At 38.4% G+C, this 23,738-nt stretch carries 23 protein-coding genes and 3 riboswitches; all 23 genes read left to right on the top strand.

Going from position 1 to position 23,738, the window contains the following annotated elements; translation table 11 throughout:
- The first annotated feature begins 329 nt into the window (after positions 1–329).
- A riboswitch (cobalamin riboswitch) is annotated at positions 330–513 on the top strand.
- Positions 514–662: 149 nt separating this feature from the next.
- A riboswitch (cobalamin riboswitch) is annotated at positions 663–844 on the top strand.
- 136 nt (positions 845–980) lie between these two features.
- The gene (locus SAY88_RS07210) at positions 981–1,364 is read left to right on the top strand and encodes a (2Fe-2S) ferredoxin domain-containing protein (protein ID WP_332630559.1); all 384 of its coding nucleotides are present in this window, start codon (positions 981–983) and stop codon (positions 1,362–1,364) included.
- 55 nt (positions 1,365–1,419) lie between these two features.
- Entirely contained in the window at positions 1,420–3,063 is a 1,644-nt protein-coding gene (gene cobJ / locus SAY88_RS07205) for a precorrin-3B C(17)-methyltransferase (RefSeq protein WP_332630557.1), read from the top strand.
- Between the two features lie 21 nt (positions 3,064–3,084).
- The gene (locus SAY88_RS07200) at positions 3,085–3,939 is read left to right on the top strand and encodes a sirohydrochlorin chelatase (protein WP_332630555.1); all 855 of its coding nucleotides are present in this window, start codon (positions 3,085–3,087) and stop codon (positions 3,937–3,939) included.
- A gap of 5 nt (positions 3,940–3,944) precedes the next feature.
- On the top strand, positions 3,945–4,730 hold the full coding sequence (gene cobK / locus SAY88_RS07195; RefSeq protein ID WP_332630554.1) for a precorrin-6A reductase: 786 nt from the start codon (positions 3,945–3,947) through the stop codon (positions 4,728–4,730).
- 15 nt (positions 4,731–4,745) lie between these two features.
- Complete coding sequence (locus SAY88_RS07190; protein WP_332630553.1) at positions 4,746–5,393, top strand: precorrin-8X methylmutase; 648 nt, start codon at positions 4,746–4,748, stop codon at positions 5,391–5,393.
- 3 nt (positions 5,394–5,396) lie between these two features.
- On the top strand, positions 5,397–6,515 hold the full coding sequence (locus SAY88_RS07185) for a cobalt-precorrin-5B (C(1))-methyltransferase (protein WP_332630551.1): 1,119 nt from the start codon (positions 5,397–5,399) through the stop codon (positions 6,513–6,515).
- Positions 6,499–7,710 carry a precorrin-6y C5,15-methyltransferase (decarboxylating) subunit CbiE gene (cbiE, locus tag SAY88_RS07180; protein WP_332630549.1) on the top strand — a complete coding sequence of 404 codons (1,212 nt, stop codon included), beginning with the start codon at positions 6,499–6,501 and terminating at the stop codon, positions 7,708–7,710. Before SAY88_RS07185 ends, cbiE begins: the two co-directional genes overlap by 17 nt.
- Positions 7,710–8,411, top strand: a complete 702-nt coding sequence (gene cobI / locus SAY88_RS07175) for a precorrin-2 C(20)-methyltransferase (RefSeq protein ID WP_332630546.1) — start codon at positions 7,710–7,712, stop codon at positions 8,409–8,411. The genes cbiE and cobI overlap by 1 nt, the downstream gene beginning before the upstream one ends.
- The gene (cobM, locus tag SAY88_RS07170) at positions 8,411–9,184 is read left to right on the top strand and encodes a precorrin-4 C(11)-methyltransferase (protein ID WP_332630545.1); all 774 of its coding nucleotides are present in this window, start codon (positions 8,411–8,413) and stop codon (positions 9,182–9,184) included. The genes cobI and cobM overlap by 1 nt, the downstream gene beginning before the upstream one ends.
- Positions 9,181–10,305 carry a cobalt-precorrin 5A hydrolase gene (locus SAY88_RS07165; protein ID WP_332630544.1) on the top strand — a complete coding sequence of 375 codons (1,125 nt, stop codon included), beginning with the start codon at positions 9,181–9,183 and terminating at the stop codon, positions 10,303–10,305. The genes cobM and SAY88_RS07165 overlap by 4 nt, the downstream gene beginning before the upstream one ends.
- Before the next feature lie 40 nt (positions 10,306–10,345).
- Complete coding sequence (locus SAY88_RS07160; protein WP_332630543.1) at positions 10,346–10,912, top strand: nitroreductase family protein; 567 nt, start codon at positions 10,346–10,348, stop codon at positions 10,910–10,912.
- Between the two features lie 48 nt (positions 10,913–10,960).
- The gene (locus SAY88_RS07155; RefSeq protein ID WP_332630541.1) at positions 10,961–12,499 is read left to right on the top strand and encodes an ABC transporter substrate-binding protein; all 1,539 of its coding nucleotides are present in this window, start codon (positions 10,961–10,963) and stop codon (positions 12,497–12,499) included.
- 15 nt (positions 12,500–12,514) lie between these two features.
- Positions 12,515–13,444 (top strand): nickel ABC transporter permease, encoded by a 930-nt coding sequence (nikB, locus tag SAY88_RS07150; protein WP_332630539.1) that lies wholly within the window; start codon positions 12,515–12,517, stop codon positions 13,442–13,444.
- Between the two features lie 11 nt (positions 13,445–13,455).
- Positions 13,456–14,268, top strand: coding sequence for a nickel transporter permease (nikC, locus tag SAY88_RS07145; protein WP_332630537.1), 813 nt, complete (start codon positions 13,456–13,458; stop codon positions 14,266–14,268).
- A 13-nt stretch (positions 14,269–14,281) separates the two neighbouring features.
- Positions 14,282–15,001 carry an ABC transporter ATP-binding protein gene (locus SAY88_RS07140; RefSeq protein WP_332630535.1) on the top strand — a complete coding sequence of 240 codons (720 nt, stop codon included), beginning with the start codon at positions 14,282–14,284 and terminating at the stop codon, positions 14,999–15,001.
- Entirely contained in the window at positions 14,998–15,780 is a 783-nt protein-coding gene (locus SAY88_RS07135) for an ABC transporter ATP-binding protein (protein ID WP_332630533.1), read from the top strand. The genes SAY88_RS07140 and SAY88_RS07135 overlap by 4 nt, the downstream gene beginning before the upstream one ends.
- Before the next feature lie 42 nt (positions 15,781–15,822).
- On the top strand, positions 15,823–16,479 hold the full coding sequence (bluB, locus tag SAY88_RS07130) for a 5,6-dimethylbenzimidazole synthase (protein WP_332630531.1): 657 nt from the start codon (positions 15,823–15,825) through the stop codon (positions 16,477–16,479).
- Positions 16,480–16,558: 79 nt separating this feature from the next.
- Positions 16,559–16,756: riboswitch (cobalamin riboswitch) on the top strand.
- Between the two features lie 165 nt (positions 16,757–16,921).
- Positions 16,922–17,920, top strand: coding sequence for an ABC transporter substrate-binding protein (locus SAY88_RS07125; RefSeq protein ID WP_332630529.1), 999 nt, complete (start codon positions 16,922–16,924; stop codon positions 17,918–17,920).
- Positions 17,883–18,956, top strand: coding sequence for a FecCD family ABC transporter permease (locus SAY88_RS07120; protein ID WP_332630528.1), 1,074 nt, complete (start codon positions 17,883–17,885; stop codon positions 18,954–18,956). Before SAY88_RS07125 ends, SAY88_RS07120 begins: the two co-directional genes overlap by 38 nt.
- The gene (locus SAY88_RS07115) at positions 18,949–20,418 is read left to right on the top strand and encodes an adenosylcobinamide amidohydrolase (protein WP_332630527.1); all 1,470 of its coding nucleotides are present in this window, start codon (positions 18,949–18,951) and stop codon (positions 20,416–20,418) included. Before SAY88_RS07120 ends, SAY88_RS07115 begins: the two co-directional genes overlap by 8 nt.
- 44 nt (positions 20,419–20,462) lie before the next feature.
- A complete protein-coding gene (locus tag SAY88_RS07110) occupies positions 20,463–21,839 on the top strand; it encodes a cobyrinic acid a,c-diamide synthase CobB (RefSeq protein WP_332630526.1) in 1,377 nt (458 codons plus the stop codon).
- Between the two features lie 11 nt (positions 21,840–21,850).
- On the top strand, positions 21,851–22,888 hold the full coding sequence (gene cobT, locus SAY88_RS07105) for a nicotinate-nucleotide--dimethylbenzimidazole phosphoribosyltransferase (RefSeq protein ID WP_332630525.1): 1,038 nt from the start codon (positions 21,851–21,853) through the stop codon (positions 22,886–22,888).
- 33 nt (positions 22,889–22,921) lie between these two features.
- Positions 22,922–23,473: a cob(I)yrinic acid a,c-diamide adenosyltransferase gene (cobO, locus tag SAY88_RS07100; RefSeq protein WP_332630524.1), complete on the top strand. Its 552-nt coding sequence runs from the start codon at positions 22,922–22,924 to the stop codon at positions 23,471–23,473.
- The last annotated feature ends 265 nt before the right edge of the window (positions 23,474–23,738 follow it).

Raw genomic sequence — 23,738 nt, 5'->3', positions numbered from 1 at the left:
TAATTGTTAGTTATGGTACAAAAGAGTTATTCCTCGAGATAAATAGTAATAATTACGATTTGTATTTTATCCTTCTTTTGTTACTTTGTAAATAGAAGACTTAATTTTTGTCGAATATTTTCTGTGTTACAATTTTTATAGGTAAAGTTTCAGTATTTTTTTATTAAAAGCATCTATGCGTTTCTATGTGAAATTAGATAAAATAACAAAGTTTAGTAAGGTTTAACTAGTTTAAATGAAAGAACTTTAACAATCCTTTTAAGAAATTATACTTGCTAAAAATTATTAGAAGTAGTTTAATAGACAATAAATACGAAAAGTTGATAATTTACTTTTAAAAAAACAAAGGTGTATAACTACTAGTTATGCTTAAAAGGGAAGAACGGTGAAAATCCGTCACGGTCCCGCCACTGTAATGGGGAATTTCATTGTATAAAGTCACTGGGTTAATCGGGAAGACACAATGAAATGAAGAACCTAAGTCAGGAGACCTGCCTCTTGTTTGAATTTGCTTCAATACCTACGGGTCATAGGTAGAGAAGTGTGGAATAGATGCTACTTATCTTTTGTATGCTATTTTTTTCGCACCTCTATCTAATGATTATTGATAGAGGTGCATTTTTATTGTTTAAAAGGAGGACTTAACTAGGTTTATATTAAAATTCAATCGTAAACAAAGGTGTATAACTACTAGTTATGCTTAAAAGGGAAGAACGGTGAAAATCCGTCACGGTCCCGCCACTGTAATGGGGAATTTCATTGTATAAAGTCACTGAGTCAATCGGGAAGACACAATGAAATGAAGAACCTAAGTCAGGAGACCTGCCTTTTGTTTGAATTTGCTTCAATACCTACGGGTCATAGGTAGAGAAGTGTAGTGATAGATTCTACTTTTATGTATGTCTTTTATCTCTGCACCTCTATCTATTGGTAGGGGTGCATTTTTAATTTCTATAAATGACTATGGGGGGAATAGGTAGATGACTACTTGGAATTTAACAGGTACAAAAAAACATGTGTTGATTTGTAATGGATCTAGCTGCATGAGAAAGGAAGGGGAAGATATTACTCTAGCCATTCGAGATGAGATAAAAGAATTGGAATTAGATCAACATATACATACATCACGGACTCGGTGTAATGGTCGCTGTAAGGATGCATGTGTGGTCATTGTTTACCCTGAAGGAAATTGGTACTCAGCTACCTCAACTGATATTGGACGTTCGATTATAAGAAATCACCTTGACCCTTCAGTTGACCTAGCAGAATCGTTAATTTATAGCTTTGAAAATGATGAAATGAAACGTGCGGATACTCCAGAGAGAATAAAGGGCGTTTCGAAAGTAGAAAAGTCAAAAGTATAGGTTGTCCATGTTAGAAAAGATTCTAATAGGTTCTTTATAGAGGGAGGTATGTAAAATGCAAGGGAAATTGCTTGTTATCGGTTTTGGGCCTGGAAGTTTTGAACATATGACGAAAAGAGCACAGGAAGCGATTCAAGAGAGCGATTGTATTATTGGGTATAAAACCTATGTTGAATTAATACAAGAACTATTAACAGATCAAGAGATTATAAGTACAGGAATGTCAGAAGAAGTAAGTCGAGCTCAAGCCGCGGTTCGACTTGCTGAAGAAGGAAAAAAAGTTGCAGTCATTTCAAGTGGGGATGCAGGAGTATATGGTATGGCTGGACTTGTTTATGAAGTATTAATAGAAAAAGGCTGGACGGAAGATTCAGGAGTAGGTGTTGAGGTCATTCCAGGTATATCCGCCATTAATTCATGTGCCTCATTACTAGGCGCTCCCATCATGCATGATGCATGTACGATTAGTTTAAGTGACCACTTAACTCCATGGGAACTTATTGAAAAGCGAATTGAAGCTGCGGCACAAGCGGATTTTGTGATTAGTTTATATAACCCTAAAAGTGGTCGGAGAACGAGGCAGATAGTGGAGGCTCAAAGAATAATGCTTGAATATCGATCACCGAAAACTCCAGTTGGTCTTGTGAAAAGTGCTTATCGTGATAGAGAACATATTGTTATTACAGATCTTGAAAATATGTTGAACTACGATATCGGAATGCTTACAACAGTTGTGATTGGAAATTCCTCCACTTTTCTTTATGACAAAAAAATGATTACACCTAGGGGGTATCAACGAAAATATACGTTAAATACAACGGAACAACGGCTGAGGCCACATGAGCGTTTACGACATGAAAATGAACCTTGGGCACTGCACCAAGGCAAAAACGATATGGAAATTGTGAAGGTGGAAGCAAGTGCTACTGCTGCTGCAGAGAAAGAAGTTATTCCTAAGGCTTCATCATTAGAACTTGCTATAGAGGCTCTTAGTATTGTAAAAGATGGGTCCACTGAAATAAAAGGAACGAAGACGGTAGATAATCCTGTTGTTTCTATTTTTGAATTAGCAGTGAGTCCGGGTGTTGTAAATAAGCAATTTACGCCTAAACAGATGGTGACTCTTGCGGAAGTGGTTGGAGAAGGGACGATGGAGTATACGACACACCATCAAATTCACCTTCGAATCCCAACAACTAGTCCAGAAAACATTACTGAGAAGTTAAAAAGCGCTGGATTTATTCTTGAACCTCTTGGTGATGTCTCACAGTTAAAAGCATGTGATTTCTGTGAAGGCGAGAAAAAAGATTCCATTCCTTATGCAGAAGAGTTGCATCAAAAGTTAAGTGGCCTTGAACTACCGAAAGAGTTAAAAGTTGGATTTAATGGCTGTGGAATGGCTTGTTATGGAGCGGTTAATGAAGATATCGGTATTATTTTCCGAAAAGGAAAGTTCGATTTGTTTTTAGGAGCGAAAACGGTTGGAAGAACAGCCCATGCTGGTCAGCCAGTGGCAGAGGGAATTGAACCCGATCATATTGTTGAGCTCATTGAAAGAATTGTCTATGAGTACAAAGAGAAGGGTCATCCGAATGAACGATTCTTTAAGTATTTTAAACGAGTAGGGAGTATTCAAGGTTATATATACAAGGATATGACACCGAAGATTGAAATTGAACCAGCTCCATGTGGAGACTAAATTAGGTTAGGGGAGATTTAAGTGAAAGCTGTTTTGTTAGTGGGACACGGTAGTAGAGACCCTGAAGGAAATGAACAAGTAAGGAAAATGATTGACGAATTAACTTCCCAATTAGATTCTTCCCTTTTGGTTGAAACTTGTTTTTTGGAATTTGAGAAGCCGACGATCGAACAAGGAATACAAGCATGTGTAGAAAAGGGGGCAGCAAGCGTTTATGTTATTCCTCTTATGCTGCTAGCTGCTGGTCATTCAAAAATTCATATTCCAGCAGCAATTGACGAAGCGAAAAAGAAATACCCCCACGTTCAATTCACATATGGGAGACCATTTGGGATCCATGAGGAAACGATGGAAATTTGCAAAAGTCGGTTAGAAGATATGGGAGAAAATTTAATTGAGCCAGGCTATGATACAGCTGTTCTTTTGTTAGGGCGTGGCGGTAGTGACCCTGATGCAAATAGTGACCTTTATAAAATAACGCGTTTATTATGGGAAAAGCTAAATTATCAGTTAGTGGAACCAGCTTTTATGGGGGTAACGGATCCATTAATTAAAGAAGGGGTAGAACGCTGTATTAAACTTGGTGCGAAGAAGATTGTCATTTTACCGTACTTTTTATTTACTGGTATCTTAATAAAGCGTCTTGAAACAATGGTTGGTGAGTTTGAACTAGAAAATCCCGGAATTGAATTCAAGCTTGCTGGTTATTTTGGATTCCACACCAGGTTACAAACGATAATAAAAGATCGAATTGAGGAAGCTTTACAAGGTGACGTGAAGATGAATTGTGATGTATGTCAATATCGTATTGCGGCAATGGAACATATTGATCATCACCACCATCATGACCATGACCACCACCATCACGAGGTTTAAAAGCTATGATTCTATTTTTAGCAGGAACAAGTGATGCTAGAGCTTTGGCCATTAGTCTTATGGAAGCTGGGCATGAGCTTCTAACAACCGTTGTCACCGAAAATGCTGCGATGGAATTACGTAAGGCTGGACTAAAAGTGTATGTAGGGCGCCTTACAAATGAAGACTTTGTCCGAATGATTAAAGAACAGGGGTTTCAGGCAGTTATCGATGCGAGTCATCCATTTGCAGAAGAAGCCAGTAAAAACGCATCAACTGCGGCGAAAGAAGTGAGGGTTCCATATATTCGATATGAACGTGAATCACAGACACATGAAGGCAAAGGAGTAATGATAGTTGATAGTTATGCTTTAGCAGCAGAAAAGGCTTTTGAAAAAAAAGGCGTAATCATGCTTACAACCGGAAGCAAAACACTTCAAGTCTTTACGGAGAAATTACTTAATCAGCCCGATATTCGTGTCATTGCTCGGATGCTTCCTAGAAAAGATAATATGGAAAAATGTGAGTTGCTAGGATTTCCGCAAAGAGACATCGTAGCCATACAAGGTCCTTTTACAAAGGAGTTTAATAAAGCACTTTATAATCAATATGGTGTGACAACGATGGTTACGAAGGAAAGTGGAAAAGTAGGGTCTGTTGATGAAAAGGTAGAAGCGGCTAAAGAGCTTGGTATTGAGACGATTGTAATCAAGAGACCGAAAATAAACTATGAGAATCAGTATTCAAGTTTTGCAGATGTATTGGCGTATATAAATAAAGTTGTTATTACAAATAAAACTAATAACGGTTAAATGGAGGCGGTTAGAATGGATTTTCATACGGATTTTAAACCATTAACGGTACAACCTCAGGAAATTGAGGGGAAAAGTTTTAACATGATTGATGAAGAGTTTGGGGACCACGACTTTACACAAGAAGAATACAAAGTAGTGCAACGAGTGGTTCATGCATCAGCTGATTTTGAATTAGGTCACAGTATGTTGTTTCATGATAAAGCAATACAAGCAGGGATTGAAGCGATTCGTAATGGCGAACAAGTTTATGCTGACGTACAAATGATTCTAAGTGGGGTCAGCAAAGGAAGAATTGAAAAATACGGTGGAAGTGTGAATGTCTATATTTCCGACCCTGATGTTATGGAAGAGGCGAAACGTTTAAACACGACTCGAGCGATTATCTCCGTGAGAAAAGCGATCCAACAATTTGAGGGTGGAATTTTTGCGATTGGGAATGCACCAACGGCCTTACTAGAATTGATTCGTTTAATTAAAGAAGGAATCGCCAAACCAAGCTTAGTAATTGGATTGCCGGTTGGATTTGTATCAGCTCCTGAATCAAAGGAAGAGTTAGCCAAATTAGATGTGCCTTTTATCACAAATGTCGGAAGAAAAGGCGGTAGTACGATCACAGTTGCAGCACTAAACGCAATTTCACTTTTAGCTGAAAAGGCATAAGAGATGGACACGAAAGCAAAAAAGAAAGACAAAAAACAAATGCGGTCGGGTTATACAACAGGCGCATGTGCTACTGCCACAACAAAGGCAGCACTTGTTGCTCTAATTACTGGTGAAGAGCAACTTACTGCAAAGATTTTCTTACCGGTTGGAAAATTTGCTACCTTTGAAATGGAAAGTTGTATTGTAGGGTCTGATTTTGCGGAAGCTGGAACGGTTAAAGATGCAGGTGATGACCCGGATGCTACTCATGGTGCATTAATTAAAGCAAGGGTGAGCTGGGCTGACAAACCTGGAATAACACTTGATGGAGGGATTGGAGTTGGGCGTGTAACAAAGGACGGGCTTCCAGTACCGGTTGGGGAGGCGGCTATCAATCCAGTCCCGCGAAAAATGATTCATGAAACGGCCAAAGAAATACTACATGCATATGGGATTCGACAAGGCATTACTATTATTATTTCTGTACCTGAGGGAGAAAAGCTAGCAGAAAAGACACTTAATAAGCGGCTTGGAATTATTGGCGGAATCTCTATTTTAGGGACAAGGGGGACAGTGATCCCGTTTTCTAGTTCTGCTTATATGGCGAGTATTGTTCAAGCGATTAGTGTGGCAAAATCAAGCAACTGTGACCATGTCGTCATATCAACAGGTGGACGAAGTGAGAAGTATGGAATGCAGCAATATCCTAACCTTCCGGAAGAAGCTTTTATCGAAATGGGGGATTTTGTTGGATTTACTTTGAAGCAATGTAAGAAACAAGGTGTGAAAACAGTATCCTTGGTTGGTATGATGGGGAAGTTTTCAAAAGTAGCACAAGGTGTGATGATGGTTCATTCTAAAAGCGCTCCAGTTGATTTCAATTTCTTAGAGAGTGTTGCGCGTGATGCGGGTGTAACGGATGAGGAGTTACTTGGAAAGATTGTTAATGCAAACACAGCATCGCAGGTTGGGGACCTAATGCTTGAACATGGTTGTGAAAAATTTTTTGAGATTCTTTGTAGCTATTGCTGCCGAGCAGGATTAAAAGAAGTTGGTGGAGGAATTTTCATTGAAACAAGTTTGTACTCAATGAAGGGTGCGTTTCTTGGGAAGGCAGGTATTGATGATAGAAAAGATTAAGGTTATTGGGATAGGTGATGAGGGGAGACAGAGTCTTCTTCCCATTTATGAGAAATGGATTTATGAAAGTGAAGTATTAGTAGGTGGTCAAAGGCAATTATCTTTCTTTCCGGATTATCCGGGTGAGAAAAAAGTCATTAAAGGTCGTTTATCAGATCTTGTTACCTTTTTAAAGGAAGAAACAAAAAAAGTCGTGGTGTTAGCATCGGGTGACCCTTTGTTCTATGGAGTTGGAAGCTATATGGCTAAGAAGTTAGATGTTGAAATTTATCCTTATCTTAGTTCGATTCAACTTGCTTTTAGTAGAATAAATGAACGCTGGCAGGATGCTTATGTGACAAGCGTTCATGGAAGAAGCATGAATGGACTTGCTCAACGTATTAATGGCCGTGAAAAAATAGCGCTTTTAACGGATGAAAAGAATCATCCTGCAGCAATTGCTCGTTATTTACGTTCATTTGGTATGACTGAATACCGAGTATTTGTTGCCGAAAATCTCGGGAGTGAAACAGAACGTTGCGCTTTTTATGAACTGGAGGAACTGGAGACAAAGGAGTTCTCCTCTCTGAATGTGGTCATTCTTCAAAAGAAAGCTGAAGGAAAAACGTGGAGTATGGGAATTGACGATGAGGAATTTCATCAAAGAAAACCTGAAAAAGGCTTGCTGACAAAAAAAGAAATCAGGGTACTTAGTTTAATGGCTTTAAACCTTAGTGAAACTAGTACGGTTTGGGATATTGGAACGTGCACAGGCTCCGTTGCGATTGAAGCTTGTCTAATAGCTAAAGAAGGACAAGTGTTTGCGATTGAAAAAAATGAACATGATTTAGAAAATTGTCGACTAAATCAGCTGAAATTTAGAACAGATTTCACAGCGGTCCAAGGAAAAGCTCCTGACCATCTAGATTCGTTCTCAGATCCTGATGCAATTTTTATTGGAGGAACGGCTGGTAGTATGGACGATATTATAGCAACGTGTTGTTCCCGGTTAAAAAAGGGAGGAAGAATTGTATTAAATGCTGTCACCATTGAAAACTTAATGCAAGCAGTTGAGCAGTTTAAAAACAATGGCTTTGAAACAAATATTACCCTTGCCCAAATTTCAAGAAGCAAACCGATTTTAAATCTTACACGGTTTGATGCGTTAAATCCTATCTATATCATTACAGCAAAGCATAAGGAAGGGGAGTCATAATGATTGGAACATTATATGGTTTAGGAGTAGGACCAGGAGATCCAGAACTATTGACGATAAAAGCTTTTCGTAAGTTGAAAGAATCAGATGTGATCGCTTATCCGAAAAAAAGAAAAGGGAGCAAAAGCTATGCTCATCGTATTATTGATGTATACATAACACCAGGGGAAAAAGAGATGTTAGGCCTTGTGTTCCCAATGACAAAAGATCCAGCTATTTTAGAACGTGAATGGTCCAATACCGTTGAGCAAGTCTGGCAGTATTTGAAAATAGGTAAAGACGTTGCCTTTGTGACGGAAGGTGACCCACTTCTATATAGTACTTTTATTCATATGATGAACTTAATGAAAAAAAAACATCCAGAAGTTACCATCAAGACAGTGCCAGGAATTTCGTCAATAAATGGTGCAGCTTCACGACTTGGGATTGCACTGGCAGAAGGGGATGACCATATTGCAATCATCCCAGCGAGAGACGACTATGAAGCTATGAAAAAAGCGATAATTGATCATGAATGTGTAGTTTTTATTAAAGTAGCAAAGGTTATGGAATTGATGCTTAAGGTATTACGTGAACTTGATCTACTGGATAAAGCTTCAGTCGTAACTAAGGTGACGTCTGATGAAGAGGTTGTTTGGGATATTCAAGAATTGGAAAGAGCCGAGCTGGAGTACTTAACATTAATGGTGGTGAGAAAATAATGAATATTACAATTATTGGTGCAGGTCCTGGAGATCCAGATCTCATTACGGTAAAAGGCTTGAAATTATTACAAGAAGCTGATGTTGTCCTATATGCAGATTCACTAGTTAGCGAGGAATTAATAGAACGAGCAAAGCCTGAATCTGAGATCATTAAAACAGCAGGGATGCATCTTGAAGAAATGGTACAAGTAATGGTTGAGCGTGCTAGTGTTGGGAAGAAAGTCGTTCGCGTTCACACAGGTGATCCTGCTGTTTACGGAGCGATTATGGAACAAATCGCTCTTTTAAATAAAAGGGACGTGAATGTGGAAATTATTCCAGGAGTTAGTTCTGTTTTTGCTTCTGCCGCTGCTTTAGGTGCTGAGTTAACCATTCCTGAACTAACTCAGACGGTGATATTAACACGTGCAGAAGGGCGTACACCTGTACCTGAAAGAGAAAAACTAAGAGATTTAGCGAAACATCATTGTACCGTTGCTTTATTTTTAAGTGCTACGTTAACGAAGAAGATTGTTAAAGAATTTTTGGCGGCAGGCTGGAGTAAGGAAACTCCAGTTGGGGTTGTGTATAAGGCCACGTGGCCAGATCAAAAAGTCGTGCGTTCAACCCTTGAGAATTTGGATGAAGATATGCGTACATATGGAATTAGAAAGCAAGCGATGATTCTAGCAGGATGGGCACTAGATAAAGATATACATCAAAAAGATTTTAAATCGAAACTTTATGATAAAGAATTTACTCACGGATTTCGGAAAGGAGTGAAACAATGACCCTCGTTTTAGAAGAAGGAAAGCAAGTTGCTCTGGAGCAAAATAGTACGTATGCAGTTGTAGCTATTACAAAGCATGGAGTGGAGCTTGCACGAGACTTTCATGCGAACTTTCATCAAACGGATTTATTTTATATGAGCAAATTTGAAAGAGGTGATGAAAAGCCCCGAAATATAACCCTTTTTGAAGGAAATGTACGACTTCTTTTGCCATCCCTTTTTCAGACTTATAAAGGCATCATTATGATTGTATCATTAGGTGCAGTTGTTCGAATGATTGCCCCTCTTTTAAAAGATAAAAAAACAGATCCTGCTGTTGTTGTCATTGATGATAAAGGAGAGCATGTGATTAGTGTGTTGTCTGGACATCTAGGTGGAGCGAATGAATTAACAAAGGAAGTCGCTCAGCTACTCGGTGCAACACCAGTGATCACAACAGCTTCGGATGTTCAAAAAACAATCCCTGTTGACTTATTCGGCAAGAGATTTGGTTGGGTTTGGGAATCGGGAGAAAAACTGACTCCGGTCAGTGCATCAGTCGTAAATGAAGAACAAGTAGCTGTGGTTCAGGAATCTGGGGAAAAAGAATGGTGGAATTACGATCGACCTCTCCCGGAGACGATCAAAGTATATAATACGATTGAAGAAGCTATAGAAGCTAAACCGAACGCAGCTCTAGTTGTAACTCATAGAAATTTGGGTGATAACGAAAAAGAAATATTAAATAATGGCGTACTCTATCGTCCAAAGGTAATCGTGATTGGTATGGGGTGTAACAGAGGTACGTCAATGGAGGAGGTTGATCAGGTTATACACGAAACGCTAGATGAATTAAATTTTTCAATTAAAAGTGTGAAAGCCATTTGCTCGATTGACCTGAAAAAGGACGAGGAAGGGTTACTTGCGGTTTCCCAAAAATACAATTGGGACTTTACTTGTTATTCAGCGGAAGAACTAAATCGTGTGCAAATCGATGATCCATCAGAGACAGTGTATAAATTTACTGGAGCCTACGGAGTGAGTGAACCTGCTGCACGTTTATATAGTGGGGCAGAGTCTCTTTCTCTCACTAAGAAGAAATCAGGCAATGTAACGATATCGGTCGCTGTTATTCCGTATTAAACAAGAAGGAATTGAAATGGTTTATTAGGAGTGGTAAAAAATGAACGTATTTGAACTTTTGCAATCAAGGCGAGCTATTCGAAATTATGAAAATAAAGAAGTAGAGCGTGAAAAAATAGAGAGGCTGCTAGAAGCGGCTACATTGGCTCCAAATGACCGAATGCGCGAACCCTGGAGCTTCTTTGTTATTCAAGGCGAGGCTAAAACCAGATATGAACAACTAGCATTTGAATATTTACAGGAGCGCTTTCCAACGAAACCTCATTTAGTAGAGAGTTCAATTAAAGTTGTGAAACAAACGCCCGTTATGATCGCTGTAACCTCTGACATCCTTCCGAAAGAAGCAGATTCAAAAGATAATGAATATGCCGTATGTTGTGCTATTCATTCAATGTGGCTAGCGGCACAAGAGTTAAATCTTGGCTTTGTCTGGAGAACGAGAGGAGTTGGTCTCGTTCATGATAACCGTTTACATAAGTTTATAGGTGCACCTGAAAATAAGAAAATGATAGGGATGGTCTTTATAGGTTACCCAGATAAGAAAGAGCTAGAAGAAGAAAAGAATAAAAAACGTACACCTTTTAAAGAAAAAACAGTATGGCTGTAACGAAATAGTGATCACGTAAGGTGTTATTAACTTCATGGAGGATATAGGATGAAAGGTAGTAAAAATCATATTACAGTAGCTATAGCAACACTATTTTTATTTATTTTTGGAGTGACTGGATGTGCAGGGTCAAATGTATCTATAGATACAGCTGCTTATAAAACAATGACAGTTGCTTTCCCATGGAGTCCGGCAAGTCTTGATCCACATGGCAGTGATAGTTGGGAAGTAATGCGCTCAGGCACGGGGGAAACATTGATCAGGCTAAACGACCAATTAGAGCCAACACCTTGGTTGGCAAAAGAATGGAAACGAGAAAATGAAACAACATGGATATTTATGCTTGAGGAACAAGTGAGATTTCATAATGGCAATATGATGGACGCAAATAGTGTTAAAGGGTCATTGTTAAGGTCATTAGAGAAAAATCAAAGAGCAAATGATTTATTGCAAATAGAAGAAATTGAAGTATTGGCAGCAGATGAATTAAAAATCGTAACTAGCATTCCTAACTCAGCGTTGATTGCTCATCTTGCTGACCCTTCTACTATGATTGTTGATGTAACATCAATGGAAGAGGCTAATATCTTTCCTGCTCTCACAGGGGCATTTAAGGTAAAACAATTTAACAAAGATGAATCACTCCTTGTAGAGAGCTATGACAACTACTGGGGAGAGCAAGCACTATTATCAGAAGTGAAAATCAAATATATATCTGATGGAAATACGAGATTAATGGCGTTGCAATCTGGGGAGGTAGACGCTACAACAGATATTCCGATTGATACTATTTCCTTATTAGATCATGACGACAATATTAAAGTGTTAACAGCTCCATCGCTACGAACGCATATGCTTCTTTATAATATGAATTCTCCTTTGTTTAAGGAAGAAAATCATCGAAAAGTGATTGATAAAGCTATTCCACGTGAAGAAATTGTAAATTCGGTCATGCTAGGACAGGGTACAGTAGCAAACAGTCCATTTTCAGATATACTTCCTTTTGGGAAAGTGGAACGAAATGAAGGCGAGGAGTCGATCGAACAATTACTGACACAAGACGGTTGGAAGAAAAATAGTAATAGCACTTGGGAAAAAGAGGGAAATCCGTTTGAAGTGACGATGTTATCTTTTCCGCAACGACCCGAACTTTCTGTAATGGCTGAAATTATACAAAGTAGATTAGCAACTGAAGGAATTAAGGTTAACATTCGTCAAGTTGAAAATATTGATGATGCTTTAGGTAAGGAAGATTGGGATTTATCAATGTATAGCATGTTAACAGCACATACTGGTGACCCACAATATTTTTTAAATGTTTTCTATCGTTCTGATAGTCAATCAAATGTTAGCCACTATGTTTCAAATTCTTTGGATACTATGCTCGATCAATTAAACGAGACAACGGAGATAGAAAGCCGAAACCAATTAGCTGTACAAGCACAAGAAACGATTAATGCAGATCTTCCGCAATCATTTATCGTTCATCCAAAGACGATTTTTGGTGTGAAGAATGAAGTACAAGGGTTTACTCCTAACCCTATTGAGTATTACTATATACATTCACAAATTGATGTGAATGAATAATGGGTGAAAGCTGAGATGATTCGCTTTTGTTTTGAACGGATCTTTCAATTATTATTGGTCATGTTTAGTGTATCTACTTTTACTTTTATTCTATTAAGGTTGTCCCCAGGTGATCCAGCTTCTATTATACTTTCAATGAATGATGTACCCGTTACTGAAAAAGCTTTGACAGACTTACGAATAGAACTAGGGTTAACGGAGTCATTATGGACTCAATATATTCAATGGTTAATGGATGTTTTTACTGGACAGTGGGGGATCTCATATGTTTCAAAAGAACCTGTGGTTGATGAATTGTTAAGAAGGTTGCCTGCTACCTTAGAGTTAGCGATTGCTGGTTTGCTTGTTATGGTATCTATCACATTCATTTTAGGTATTGGTACTGCAATTTATTCTAATGGATATTTTGATAGAATTGGTCAATTTATGGCCTTATTAGGATCAGCCATTCCCTCCTTTTGGTTAGCCTTTATATTAATTTACTTTTTTTCTGTACAGTTTGGTTGGTTCCCTTCTATGGGAAGGGGAAACTGGCAGAATCTTGTCTTGCCATCTATTACACTTGGCCTTGGTATGGGTACCATCTATGCCCGTTTATTACGTGCCAATATGCTTGAGTTAATGAATCAAACCTTTGTAAAAGCAGCAAAGGCAAGGGGGATATCCAAGAGTCGCATTCTCTTATTTCAAGTTTTAAAACATGCTTTCTTGCCCATTGTAACAATGCTAGGGACGAGCTTTGCTTTTATGTTAGGCGGTAGCATCATTATAGAGTCTATCTTTTCCTGGCCCGGTTTAGGGAGATATATTATTGAAGCTATTTCCCTTCGTGATTATCCAGTCATTCAAGGGTATGTGATATTTGCTTCATTTTTATTTGTTTCCATCCATATTCTTGTCGATATGATTTATGTAATCTTAGACCCACGTTTAAGAGCCGGTTAGGAGGAAAACCAATGAAAGAGAACCTGCAAACAAATTTACGCTTATTTTTTGGAATTGGATTTCTTATAAGTATTATTCTAATCGGTCTTTTTGCACCGTGGATTTCTCCTCACGATCCATTGGCTATTAATCTTTCTAGTAGACTATCACCTCCGAGTTGGAATTACCCGTTTGGAACAGATCATTTAGGGCGTTGTATATTAACACGGATTATTTATGGAATTAGAATAACCGTATCAGCATCATTTTTCATCATGATTTTCACTGGGGTGATTAGTCTGCCTATAGGACTTTTAACTGGTTATGTGCGTGGTCGTACGGACCATATTTTCATGAGGATGATTGATGGGACTCTTGCGTTCCCAGACATTGTACTAATTATCGCTATTGTGGGTCTATTAGGACCGGGGTTTTTTAATATGGTTGTAGCGATCATTATGGTGCGCTGGGCTGACTATGTTCGTCTCATTCGTAGTCTAGTTATAAAAATTACTAAGGAAGATTATATTGTCTCGGCCCGAATGTCTGGGAATTCACATATACAAATTATGAAGCGTTACATCCTTCCTCAAATTCTTTCACCAATCCTTGTTTTTGGAGCTTTGGATATGGGGAGGATTGTTCTGCTAATTGCAGGACTATCTTTTTTAGGTTTAGGAACTCAGCCACCAATTCCAGAATGGGGTGTAATGCTGCACGATGCAACCTCATATTTTCAAATTGCTCCACATGTTATGATCTTTCCAGGTCTTGCCATTATGTTCTTCGTATTATCGTGTCAATTACTCAGTGATCGGTATAGAAAGTTGGAAGAATCAATCTGAAAAGAGGTGTAAGATGATTACATACAAAGCCCCTTTATTAAACGTTGAAAACTTAGAAATATCCTATTATGAAGCTAGTAAGTGTAGTCCGGTAATTTATGATGTGTCGTTTCAATTGTATCCAGCTGAAATGGTTGCGTTAACGGGTCCAAGTGGCTGTGGAAAAAGTCTGACTTCTCAAGCGATTGTTGGTTTGTTGGAAACAAATTTTAAAGTAACTAATGGTCATATTGTCTACAAAGGTGAAGATATCCTCCATTATGATAATAAAGCTTGGCAACAGCTCCGTCGTGAAGAGATAGCTTTATTAATTCAACATTCATTAAATGGTTTAAACCCAATCTGTACTGTAAAGAAACAGATGATAGAAACAATAAAGCAAAAGAAGGAATGGTTAAAAAAAGATATAGAGCTTTATTTACATAATCTTTTAAGTCAAGTTGGATTTACAGATCCTAAACATATTCTATCCTCTTATCCATTTGAATTAAGCGGGGGGATGCGTCAAAGGGTTTTATTAGCCATGATGTTAAGTTTACGTCCAAAGATCTTAATTGCTGATGAACCAACAACAGCTCTTGATGTCATAAATAGAGACAAAGTTTTATCCTTACTTAAGAAGATTCAGCATGAGTTTGAGTTGACGATTTTACTCATTTCACATGATCATAAAAGTGTAAATAGATTCGCAGATCGAGTCGTACAAATGTGTCAAGGAGTAGTTGTGACATGAGTCTACTTGAGTTATGCTATGTAACAAAGGAATATCCATCTAGAGCAAATATAAAAACGTGGTTTGGAGCTAATCCCAAATTTAAAGCTGTTAAAGAAGTTAATCTGAGTTTAAATAAAGGAGAAAGTCTGGCACTTGTTGGAGAAAGCGGTAGTGGAAAAAGTACAGTAGCAAAATTAATTATGAAGTTGGAAACTGTATCAACAGGACAAATTCTATTAGATGGTCAATCTATATATGGAAAACAGATGACAGATTTAGCAATTTATAAACGCATCCAACTAGTATTACAAGACTCATCTACTTCCTTACATCCAAAAATGCGTGTAGAAGAAATTCTGAAAGAACCTATTCATAATTATTTTCAGGAACAAAAAGCAGAGTTGGAAAGATTAGTGTTAAAATTGTTGAACCTAGTAGGTCTTGACCATTCTTACTTATCACGGTACCCAGCTCAATTAAGTGGAGGACAAAAACAGCGCGTGTGTATTGCAAAGGCTTTAGCAGTACAACCTGATCTTATTATATTTGATGAATCGATTGCTAGTTTAGATAGAGAATCTCAAGCATCTATAATAAACATGTTAAAGGACATCCAAAAAAAAGAACAGATATCGTATTTATTTATTACTCATGATCTTGAATCGACAAAAAAGCTGTGTGATCGAGTAGCTGTTATGTATCAAGGTGAAATTATAGAAATTTTTAGTGATTGGGATCTACGACAGGTAAAACACCCTTATACACGGTTATTGGTACACAATCTAGTTGAACAGTGAGACAGGCGCGCTTTAACGAAATAAACGATCTGGAGGAGCCAAATGTTTACCGAAGAAGAAAAGAAAGCATTGTATAAAGTTATCTATAAAAGACGAGATATTCGAACATTTCAACCAACGCCTATTCCTGAAGAATCAATATATAACCTTCTTAATGCGGCGCACCATGCCCCATCAGTTGGATTTATGCAACCATGGAATTTTATTATGATTACGTCTCAAGCGGTTAAAGAGCGTCTTGCCTGGGCAGCAGATAAAGAAAGACGGGCTCTTGCAATTCATTATGAAGAACAAGAAGCGAAACAATCTCATTTTTTAAATTTGAAAATTGAAGGGATAAAAGAATCGCCCTTAACAATTTGTGTAACGTGTGACCCGACCAGAGGAGGGTCTCATGTCTTAGGACGCAATTCTATTCCTGAAACAGATCAACTGTCTACTGCTTGTGCTATTCAAAATATGTGGTTAGCAGCGTGTGTAGAAGGATTGGCACTAGGTTGGGTTAGTTTTTATAAAAAACAAGATGTACGCGATATATTAGAAATTCCGCCACATATTGATCCTATAGCACTTTTAACAATTGGATATACCGATGAATATCCAGATAAACCAATCCTTGAAACGTCAAAATGGGAAGAAAGAAAAAATTTGGATCCTCTCATTTTTCAAAATAAATGGGGAGAGAATGAAAGACTTTGAAGTAATTTCGACAAAATAAATAATTAATTTACAAGGCATGAGAACTTTATTATAATAACTTCTAGAGCAAAAAATGAATATTAGATAAAATAGGTTTCTTGAATGTTCAGGTTTTCTGATATTCAAGACTAAGAGGGAAGTTGGTGTAAATCCAACACGGTCCCGCCACTGTAAACGATGAGGATGGTTAACTAAAATCCACTGTGTGTAATCACATGGGAAGGATAACCTACGGTGATTCGTAAGTCAGGAGACCTGCCTATTTGTAATATTAAGCTTCCTCGAGGAAAGGAATGTTTAAAGCACAGGTATTTTACTTATTAGAGTAGGTTTCTACTCTGTTATATATTAGTAAGAAGTCTACATACGTGCCTTTTACATTCACGCTTTTTCCATTGGGAATAGCGTTTTTTTGTGCTCAAAATTAAAGGGGGAAAGAGAAATGATTAGTGAATTTTTGAAAAAGTGGGGTCTTGTAGGTCTTGTACTATTGTTTACGATGGCTATTATTACAGGCTGTGGAACAACAGAGCAAAATACTCAAGATGAGGTGAATGCAGATCAAGAAGAGCAAGCGGCTGAAGAAGAGAGTGAAGGGCTCTTTCCTGTAACGTTTGTTGATGATGCGGACCGAGAAATAACAATTGAATCAGAACCTGAAACGATTGTTTCGATTCAAGCTAGTAATACAGAGGTTTCTTTTGCATTAGGATTAGGAGATAAAGTTATTGGAGTGTCTGATTATTGTAATTACCCTGCGGAAGTTCTAGACATTGAAAAAGTTGGCGCTCAAGATATGAATGCAGAACTTATTCTAACTCTATTGCCGGATATTGCTCTCGTAACTGATTATCATTACAACACGCACCCAGAAATTCTTGAGCAATTTGAAGAAGCTGGTATTAATGTCGTTGTCGTTGGAAGTGCTTCATCTTTTGAGGATGTATATAACAAGATTGATATGATCGCTACAGCAACTGGAAGTCAGACTGTAGCAGAAGAAATCATTTCTGATATGAAAGAGCGTCATGAAGCTATTAAAGAACAAGCAGAAGAATCTATTACAGATAAGAAAAAAGTTTGGGTTGAAGTTTCACCAGCTCCTGATATTTTTACAACAGGACAAAATACATTTATGCACGAGATGCTTGAGTCTATCCAAGCAGTGAATGCAGCGGAGGATCATGAAGGCTGGGTTAGTTTAACAGAAGAAGAAATTGTTCAGTTAAATCCGGATGTCATTATTACTACGTACGGTTATTATGTAGATAATCCTAGCGGTGACGTTCTTGCACGTGATGGATGGGCTGAGGTACCTGCTGTTCAAAATGAACAAGTATTTGATGTTGATAATGATACAGTAACCAGACCTGGTCCTCGTTTAATCGAAGGAGTGGAAACACTTGCAGAACTCATTTACCCAGAAGTATTTAAGAAATAAAGTTGTTTGGTTATATATAGTAAGCGGAGGGTTTGTACTTGGTACAACCCTCCTTGGCTTATTAGTAAGCAGTGTGACCATTCCTATCCCCACAATTTTACATATTGTGTTAGACAATAGTTTGAATCTAGGATGGCTTGCGGACGTTCCAAGAAATGAGGAAATGATTATTTGGAATATTCGCTTGCCAAGGGTTCTCCTTGCGTTTTGCGTAGGTGCCTCACTTGGTCTAGCTGGTGCAGCTTTTCAAGGGCTTTTGCGTAATCCACTTGCTGATCCATATACAATTGGTGTCTCATCAGGAGCAGCTTTAGGAGCCGTATCGGTTTTGTTCTTCCAAGTGACAATTGTAGGTTTAGGAAGTTTTACTTTGCCGGTTGTTGCAATAGTCAGTGGATTTGTTACATTGCTTGTTGTATTTGGTCTCGTTCGGTTAAGTAGCCGAGGTTTGGCAATTGAAACAATCATCCTTGCTGGAATTATTATTAGTGCCTTTATTGGGGCTGTTACTTCTTTAATCATTTCCTTAGGCGACAGAGATGCTATGACACAAATCATTTATTGGTTATATGGCAGTGTTGGGATGAGGGGATGGAGCCACGTACAACTGATCGTTCCTTTTATGTTAATTGGCTCATTTATCCTGCTGATTCATTATAGGGAGTTGAATGCACTGGCTTTAGGAGAAAACACCGCAGACCACATCGGAGTCGATGTAAAAAAAGGAAAGACCTATATTTTAATTGGTGCTTCATTATTAACGGGAGCAGCCGTTGCCGTTTCTGGATCTATAGGATTTGTAGGTCTTGTCATCCCTCATTTAGTTCGTCTTTTAACAGGTCCTAATCACAGGCATGTACTTCCGTTATCCATTCTAGCAGGAGGATCATTTCTTATACTTGCAGACTTAGTGGCTAGAACCATAATAGCTCCAAAAGAACTACCAATTGGGGTAATTACAGCTCTAATAGGGGCACCAGTATTTGCAATATTATTAATCAGAGAAAGAATAGGGAGGGGGGATAGGAGTGATTAAAATTGAAGATTTAGTAGGAGGCTACACAAATACCACTATTATTAATGGGTTACATTTAGAGATTGAAAAGGGAGAGTTTTTCGCTTTGCTCGGACCAAATGGTAGTGGGAAAACAACCTTGTTTAAATTAATAACTGGACAACTGCCAATAAAAAAAGGAGAAATTCTATTATCCGGAAAACCTATTTCCTCCCTCTCTAAGCTTGAAAAAGCAAAAAAAGTAGCCGTTCTATCACAAGAAGTTCATGTCTCTTTTGATTTCACAGTTGAAGAGATTATCAGTCTTGGCCGTTACCCGCACCAGAAGGGGGTATTAAAGCAATTATCAAAAAAGGATTGGCAAGTCATTGAGGAAGTAATGGAAATAACGAAAGTCAGCCATTATCGCAAAACTCAATTTCGAATGATAAGTGGTGGTGAAAAACAAAGGGTTTTATTAGCAAAAGCGTTAGCACAAGAACCAGAACTCTTACTTTTAGATGAGCCTACAAATCATCTAGATATTAAACATACGTTTCAAATGCTCGATCTCTTAAAAGAGCGTCAGCAATCAATGGGATTAACAATCTTTGCTATTTTACATGATTTAAATGTAGCTTCACTTTACGCGGACAGAATGGCTTTGCTTCATAATGGAGCTTTTCTTGATGTCGGGGATGTCAATACATTACGAAAAGAAGGTCAATTAAAGAAAGTTTATGAGGTTGAGGTGAACACGCAGTCCCACCCAACTGTACCAAAACCCCAGCTATTAATGACACCCAATCACTCATTACACGAAGAACCTTTCTTATTTAAAGATTTATATAAAATAGAGCAAAATGATCAGTACATTCATGTTCGTTTTGATAAGCCGCTACGGACGATATCAAATGGTGTGATAGGCGAAGGTATACAATGGGTAAACCACTTTTGTAATTTTCATGTTAAGAAAAATTATGATTGCTCTAATCCTAAACAGGATATACGAATGTGGATGGAAATTCACGATATTCCTTACGAACAAGCTGTTGGGATGATGACGGCTGTGAAGCTAAAGGATATGGTTGTGATAGAAAAAGTAATAGAAGGAATTGCTATGCTAGTTATCGTTACAGCTGGAGTAGGAAATGCCGTTGATATTACGACAGAAGCAAAGAAAAGCCGAAAGACAAAAGTCGGCACAATTAATACAATGGTTTTTGTCGATGCAAATTTCTCAGACGGTGCCCTTGTAAATGGATATATGTCTGCAACAGAAGCAAAAGTAAAGGCCTTGCAGGAACTTCAAATAAAAGACCCTGATTCTAATACTATTGCTACAGGAACATCAACCGATGCGCTATTGTTAGCACTAACACAGAATGGAAAGCAGACACCATATGCTGGGTCTGGTACAGATGTTGGAAAAGGTATTGGGCAAATGGTATATGATGCAACACTTAAAGCGATAAGAAAGTATTTAGAAAGAGTCAAAAACTAATGCAGATTTTGCAAATAGAAGAAATTTAGAAGGAGGAATTGACTTTGTCATCAAACCGAAGAATTGTGATTGCGGGGACCGGAAGTGGGGTTGGTAAAACAACATTGACAATTGGTTTAATGTCAGCTTTAAAAAAGCAAGGGTTAATAGTTCAGGGATTTAAGTGTGGTCCAGATTACATTGATCCTTCCTACCACACAGCTGTGACGAACCGCCCGTCCCGTAACTTAGATAGTTGGATGCTTTCGCAAAATAGTGTGTTGGACATTTTTTCTCATGGCAGTCAAGGGGCTGACATTTCCATCATAGAAGGCGTTATGGGCTTTTTTGATGGAAAAAATCCAAAAACAAACGAAGGTAGTACGGCTGAGATTAGTATGATAACGGAAAGTCCGGTCTTGCTAGTAGTAAATTGTGCAAGTATGGCCAGAAGTGCAGCGGCTATTGTAAAAGGGTTTCAATTATTAGCAGAGGGGCCTAATATTGTCGGGGTTATCGCCAATAAAGTGGGTAGCGAAGGTCACTTTCAGTTAGTAAAGACAGCAATAGAGCAAGAATGTCACGTTCCTGTCATCGGCTACTTGAAACGAGAACTTGATATTGAAATCCCAGAGCGTCACCTAGGACTCATTCCTTCTATTGAAAGAGGAGAACTTGATCCTTTTTTTGATAAATTAGGAGAGTTAATACTTGAAACGGTTGATATGGACAAACTTCTTGAATTATCTAAAGCGGAGCCAATAACACGAAAGGAAAGTTCTTCTCTTTTCGAACGAAGGAGGAAGCCATTCGTTACGATTGCGGTTGCAAAAGATGCAGCGTTTAATTTCTATTACCCTGAGAATCTAGAAATCTTGGAAGCTCATGGAGTGGAAATTGTTTATTTTTCTCCGTTAGCCGACGAACCGCTACCGGAACAAGTAGATGGGCTATATATTGGCGGAGGGTTTCCTGAAGAATTTGCTCAGGACCTAGCTAAAAGCTCTAAATCAAAAAGTTCAATAAAAGTTGCCATTGAAAATGGCTTGCCTACACTCGCTGAATGCGGGGGGTTCATGTATTTAACAGAAGCCATTGAAACGACTGAAAAGACGAAGCATGAAATGGTAGGAGTCATCCCAGGATATGTACAGATGCAATCCAAATTAGCTGCACTCGGCTACAGGGAGATCACTGGACAAAACAATAATTACCTACTCGGAAAGCAGATAGCCAAAGGACATGAATTTCATTATTCGTCCTTTCAGAGTGCAAAAGAAGATATCCCATATGCTTATGAAACAAAAGGCATGCGTGGGTCAAAAAAGGAAGGTTATGTAACACACAATCTAGTGGCGGGTTACACTCATTTTCATTTCGCATCGTGTCTAGACATGGTTGAGAAGTGGATTGAAAAATGTTTAGAAAATAAAGCTAATTAGGAGAAAAGAGTATGAAGCAATATCGGATTCCAGAGCTAAACAAAGATATGGGAAAACGGGTTTATGAATATATCAACACTTTAACGAAACCGGTTGGAAGTCTTGGAAGGTTGGAAGAATTAGTTATACAACTTGCAGAAATGAAGAATGAGGTTTTTCCAAGTGTGACTAAGCCAGGGGTTCTCGTTTTTGCTGCAGATCATGGGATTACAGCTGAAGGTGTGTCCGCTTTTCCGCAGGCTGTTACAGAACAGATGGTTCGCAATTTTCTAAGTGGTGGTGCAGCTATTAATGTCTTTAGTAGACAAATAGACGCAATGCTTGAAATTATCGACATAGGGGTTACTACAGACATTAAACATAACAGTCTTGTAAATAAAAAAATTCGGTACGGAACAGCTAATTTTTCTCAGGAAGATGCCATGAGTCGAGAAGAAGCAGAAGCGGCAATCGAAGTAGGCTATTCTCAAGCGTTAGAGATGGTCAAAAGAGGAGTACAGTGTCTCATTCTTGGTGAGATGGGTATAGGAAACACAACAGCTAGTAGTGCGGTGTTAGCTGTACTAAGTAACAAAGATGTGAATTCATTAGTTGGTAATGGGACAGGTATCTCATCGGAACAATACATACATAAAGTTCAAGTTATTAAACAAGCATTACAACAGCGCGATCCAAATCCAGATGATCCTATAGATGTTTTGGCCAAAGTAGGAGGGCTTGAAATTGCTGGAATGACAGGTGCCATGCTTGCTGCAGCTGAGAATCGAATACCGGTTCTTGTAGATGGGTTTATTTGTACAACTGCCGCATTAATTGCTAAAGCGATCTCAAAGCAAGTGGTTGATTATATGATCATTAGCCATCAATCAATAGAGCCAGGGCATGAGGTAGCCATTACATTATTAGGGAAGAAACCAATTTTAAATTTAGGATTGAGATTAGGAGAAGGCACTGGGGCAGCCATTGCCTTTCCCATTGTTCAATCTGCCACATTAATGCTAAAAGAAATGGCTACTTTTAGTTCAGCTGGTATTTCAGAAAAAGAGTAATCTTTCTTACTCTTATAATAATAGGAGGTTATCATGAGTAAAGAATCACAAAAACGCCAAGGCTTAACTCTTGTATATACTGGGAACGGGAAAGGGAAAACAACTTCAGCTTTAGGGTTAGCTTTAAGAGGAATTGGTAGAGGGTTTAAGGTGAAAATCTTTCAATTTATTAAATCACCAGAGAGGACATATGGGGAACAAATTGCCCTTAAAAAGTTGGGTGTTGAAATGGTTCAATTGGGGATAGGATTTACATGGACAAAAACTCCAGAGGAACATAGAGAAGCCTTAAAAAAAGCATGGCCCCAAGCAAAAGAAGCCGTGATGAGCGGGGAGCATGACTTAGTTATTTTAGATGAATTAAACAATGCTTTAGCCATTGACAAGTTTCCGATCGATGATGTCTTACCCTTTAAAGAAGTGATTGAATTGATCGAAAACAAACCTTCACACGTTCACCTTGTTATAACAGGGAGAAGTGCCAAGCAAGAAGTTAAAGAGCTGGCGGACCTCGTCTCCGTTATTGAACCTGAAAAACACTACTACAACGAAGGCATCCCAGCCGTGAAAGGAATAGAATTTTAGAGTTTATACAAAAAGGGCGACCTTTCCTTTTTGTATAAACTCGAAGCGATGAGCGAAGCCGCCGTAATGTTTTAAGCCATTTAGGAGCGGTCTACTCCTAAAAGGCGCACGGCGAGTGTAGCCATCGCAAACATGTTCGCACTGTTATGTAAAAACAGATATCTTAACTTCATGCAAAACTCAAGTAAGATGAGCGAAGCCGCCGTAATGTTTTAAGCCATTTAGGAGCGGTCTACTCCTAAAAGGCGCACGGCGAGTGTAGCCA

This window comes from Halalkalibacter flavus (assembly GCF_036663575.1).
In the GTDB taxonomy this organism is placed as follows: domain Bacteria; phylum Bacillota; class Bacilli; order Bacillales; family Bacillaceae_D; genus Halalkalibacter; species Halalkalibacter flavus.
Note: the sequence above shows the minus strand (reverse complement) of the source record. Positions and strands in the feature narration are given on the sequence as shown.